Raw genomic sequence first — 4,214 nt, 5'->3', positions numbered from 1 at the left:
CGAAGGAGCCATGGAAAGGGCGTCCGGCGGCCATCGGCCGCGTACTGCTGCGCCTTGTTATGAGTTTTACGGGATTGGAGCATGCTTAATCCAATAAGGGGCCGTATAACCCAGTACACCCCCAATAAGCGCGCCCACGACAACGGACTCTCCGCTGCCAACAAAAATCAGCCCAATTAAGGCTCCGGCCATTGCTCCTGAAGAAAGCTCGTAGGCCCATGCATGCTTGAAAGCCTTTGGCTCAATAGAGGGTGCCGCTAATAATCCCAAAAAGATCCCCACTACAGCAACTGCAAGCAGTCGAGCCCAATCCCCAAAGAAGAACATTAGCGAGAGAACTGAGGCGAAACCCGCGAAGAGCAAGACGGAAATTGAAATCACTTTTAGCTTAGACATAGGACTCGTCTTTACTCATAACGCTGAGCACAGCGGCGACCTTGGAATGGCGACGAAGGAGCCATGGAAAGGGCGTCCGGCGGCCATCGGCCGCGTACTGCTGCGACTTGTTAAAAATTGGTCCAACTCTGAGGGTAGCGCAAACGAAAGATGACCGACATCACATCAGCGAACCTCAAGCGACCAAGTAAGACCAGAGAGAAAAAGACTCCCTGGACGCAAATGATCACAGACACTACCAACAGCAAAACCATAGTGATTGCAAAGAACGCAGTCGGATCGCCGGGTTGGGCAGAGCCAGCGACATCAATGCCTAGCGAGGCAGCTAAGAGGGGAACCAAATTGAAGTACCATAGGCCCATTCCAATCACCACCCCCAAACCCGTAGCTACATTTGAACAGACTCTGTAGTAGGGCTTTAGCCTCGCAGCGTCATGAAAGAACTTCCGTATGCGGCCCATGTTCACCTGATTTTTAACGCCGAAGCACAGCGGCGACCTTGGAATGGCGACGAAGGAGCCATGGAAAGGGCGTCCGGCGGCCATCGGCCGCGTACTGCTGCGCCTTGTTAGCACTGGACAATAGTCGCTGGCCTGTTTTGCCTGGTAGCTTCATCTAGCGCCTCTAGTAAAGTTTCTATGAGATCACGACCTGTAGACGTTACAAAATAGTTGGCCAGTGACGTGATGTCCGGTGAAATATCAGAACCCCACGGCGGTTGCTTTGAAGGATCTTCGATATCCCAAACTACATGCTCCGGGGAGAATGCGGCCAACGCCTCTTTAACCTGCTCTAACTCGGCTAGAGCTTTTGCAGCGAACGCCCCTTCAAGTCCACCCTGATATAGGTTATTGAGGAGAACAGGGAAACGACTTCCCCACCCCTTTTCGAGGTTGGAACTCACCGTGCTGAAAAAGGCATGAAAAAAGTCCGGGGTGCCAATTTCATCTGTAATGCTCCCAACCTTAATGCCTACAGCCATGCTTGATCCTCTGTGGTGCTAACGCCAGCCATAAGCGGCGGCCCGACAGGGACGTCCGGTGGAGGGCCACCGGCCCGGAACAGACTTAATGGCTTTGTTATACCTGACCCAGGACACAATCGATCTCCGTTTCTACAAGCCAGTCCGGATTGATGAAGCGGCTTACTTCAACAAACGTACACGCGGGCTTTATTGCAGAAAATAGCTCACCATGTACTTTGGCGGCTTCCTCCCAACGAGAAATGTCAGTGAGCATGATGCGAGTTCTGATTATATCTGTCGGTTTTCCTCCAGCCTCTTCGATAGCCCGAATAGACAGTTCCAAGCAATACTTGGTCTGCCCATAAACATCCCCAACGCAGGTAGTTTCACCATTCTCTATGGGTGCCGTGCCGGCGACAGAAATCATGTTTCCAACTCTGCATGCTCTGGAAAACCCAATCGGTTCTTCCAAAGGAGAGCCTGAACTTACCAGTTTTCTCATATGCTCCTCCTTGAGGTATAACGCCAGCGCACAACGGCGCCCTTGTAATGGAGGCGCAGCCGCAATGAAAAGGGCGTCCGGCGGCCACCGGCCGCGTATTGATGCGCCTTGTTACGTTTTGAGTCTGGCACGGAGTTCCTCAGCTGTGTAGGTGAGAGACTCTTGGCCGTTGCGGGGCGAAGCCAAGACATCGACAATTTGTAGGCTCGACGAACCCAACCAGGCAGCACCCAGGAAATTGCTCATCGGTACGAACACCGGGGACAGTCCCCTTTGGTTCAAATTCTCAGCGAACACTTCGGCGTTTTCTGCTGACGACCAAACAGGAAGATCCCTGCCACCCTCCGCTGGTAACGCATAAAGTGATTGGCCTGCCATTAGCACCCAAACACCATCTTGCCCCTGAACAGAGGCGATAAATTCGCGATCACCGATGATTTCTACATTCATCCAATTACTCAATGCCTTGTCGACGACGAAACGTAACGCCGCCAGCATGCGCGCCTTTGAAGTGGAGGCGAAGCCGCAACGAAAATGGCGTCGCCGTGCCTGGCCTGGTTAAAAGTCCGGATCGCCCCACATTCCAATGTAGAGCTCCTTTAAATTCGGAGGAATTAACCCCCATCCCCATTTCTTGCCCTGTTTGTCGAGATTCCACATCAGTGACTCGACGTAATAGACATCAATATACTCTCGTTCTTTGGCTGAAGCCCTTGTCAGCTTTTCCGAAACATACCGTAAATGCGCAACAACCGTTTCTTCATCTCTTCTTGCCATCGCTTCAGTCGTCGCCTGAGAGAATGCTTCCATCATAGCTGTCGGAGTAAAGTCATCGAAGCCTTGGTACTCCAGCCACAGCTGCATCTTCTCCCCGACAGCCGGGAAGCGATGAACGATCTCATCAATGAATAGTTTCAACTCTTCGTTTTCGGACATATTGAGACTTTTAACGCCAATGTTCAGCGGCGACCTTTTTGCAGCGAAGCGGAGAAAAAGACGTCCGGTGGAGGCCCATTTGGGCCGGAACGAACTGGAACGACTGGTTATGTGCTTGCCCACCGGGGGCTAACTCCTGGTCGCAAGTACCCCCAAACACGGACACCACCTTTTAGTCTTTCAAACGGAGTACCGGCTTTTTCAAGAGCCTGGATCAATGAATCCGTGCGGTCTGTAACGACAGGCTGCAATAGAGTTCCTTTTGATTCGCTCACCAAGGCACGAATATTAAGCCATTCAATCCGCTGCCATTCACCCATGACATGGTACAAATCACCATCCCAATAGCTTTCGTCGGGCTCAGGCTCATCTAGATCTTTTCGCTGAAAATCCAGAATCTCTTCGATTTCTCGAAGCTGCTCAAATAGACGCTCCCATTTAGTGTCATTGAGAACGCTAGAAATTTGATTCTCTTCGAGATACTTCGTCAGTTTGGATTTGACCTTCAAACTCATCGGGCTCCCCGTAACACATAACGCTTGCAGCATGCGCGCCTACGGAATGGAGCCGAAGGCGCAATGTAGTGGGCGTCGCCATGCCTGCACTGGTTAGGCATCACATTACCCCTTGTTCGATAGCCCACATCCACGCTTGAGATAAGATCCCTGCGATACCGACAATAACGATCGCCCAAGTCAGGCGATTACCTACTTTTGCCGTTTTGATCTGATCCTGGTGGCGCTGAACATTCAGCTCAAATTCCGAAAGGGTAACCAAGGCTTTGCCCGTTACGACGTAATTCGTACCATTCTTAGTCAACTCTCCGGAATCCACAAACGAATCAAGAACAAGCTCAAGGTGTGCTTTGTGCTTGTCTTTATCTGGATGATAGAGCCATTTACGCGAGTATTTTTGTACTGCCAGCATAAGAGGATATATTTCATCCCGTGGGTTATCGATTTTGCGCTCGACAAGGTGCCTAAGCAGTTCCATTCTCTCTTCACGAACCAAGCGCTTTTTATTGTACAAAGACTGGCTCACCCGATCTCGATACTTCACGATTTTGTGCCAGCGGATAAGCTCCATCAGCAGGAATTTACCGGGGTCGGTATAGTTGAACTGGTATCCTTGGTAATAGTGCTCAATTCTTAGATCAAATGTTGCCGGGTCGATATCTCTTTCGGTCAGAGTTTTCTCCTTCCCGGACTGCTCGCCTCTCCAAACCAACGCTTCATACCCAGTTGTCTTGCGATTCCGGATCAATATCCGTGTATTTGAATCAGAATCTTCCAGCTTTACTGAGTAGAAGTCGTTTTCCTGTGCTCCTGGCCAGCTGGTAGTAAAACGCTGAGGAGCTGGCTTCTCTAAAGCCTTGTTCAGAGCACGAAAGAACAACTTATTCTCCTTGCCTAACGC

The 4,214-nt window shown here is 50.8% G+C and carries 7 protein-coding genes; all 7 read right to left on the bottom strand.

The window, feature by feature from the left end:
- Positions 1–66: 66 nt before the first annotated feature.
- On the bottom strand, positions 67–396 hold the full coding sequence (locus C7H10_RS03235) for a hypothetical protein (RefSeq protein WP_106693218.1): 330 nt from the start codon (positions 394–396) through the stop codon (positions 67–69).
- Between the two features lie 568 nt (positions 397–964).
- Positions 965–1,378, bottom strand: a complete 414-nt coding sequence (locus C7H10_RS03225; protein ID WP_106693732.1) for an immunity 70 family protein — start codon at positions 1,376–1,378, stop codon at positions 965–967.
- A gap of 97 nt (positions 1,379–1,475) precedes the next feature.
- Positions 1,476–1,862, bottom strand: coding sequence for a RidA family protein (locus C7H10_RS03220; protein WP_106693731.1), 387 nt, complete (start codon positions 1,860–1,862; stop codon positions 1,476–1,478).
- Positions 1,863–1,973: 111 nt separating this feature from the next.
- Positions 1,974–2,360: a DUF2750 domain-containing protein gene (locus C7H10_RS03215; protein WP_106693730.1), complete on the bottom strand. Its 387-nt coding sequence runs from the start codon at positions 2,358–2,360 to the stop codon at positions 1,974–1,976.
- Positions 2,361–2,420: 60 nt separating this feature from the next.
- Positions 2,421–2,921, bottom strand: coding sequence for a DUF7674 family protein (locus C7H10_RS03210; RefSeq protein WP_106693729.1), 501 nt, complete (start codon positions 2,919–2,921; stop codon positions 2,421–2,423).
- A complete protein-coding gene (locus C7H10_RS03205) occupies positions 2,906–3,313 on the bottom strand; it encodes a DUF6678 family protein (RefSeq protein WP_106693728.1) in 408 nt (135 codons plus the stop codon). The genes C7H10_RS03210 and C7H10_RS03205 overlap by 16 nt, the downstream gene beginning before the upstream one ends.
- Before the next feature lie 100 nt (positions 3,314–3,413).
- Positions 3,414–4,214: hypothetical protein (locus tag C7H10_RS03200; RefSeq protein ID WP_208622794.1), on the bottom strand; the 801-nt coding region annotated here is incomplete at its 5' end.

The organism is Marinobacter shengliensis, assembly GCF_003007715.1.
Lineage (GTDB): Bacteria > Pseudomonadota > Gammaproteobacteria > Pseudomonadales > Oleiphilaceae > Marinobacter > Marinobacter shengliensis.
This window is presented reverse-complemented; position numbering and strand designations above follow the sequence as displayed.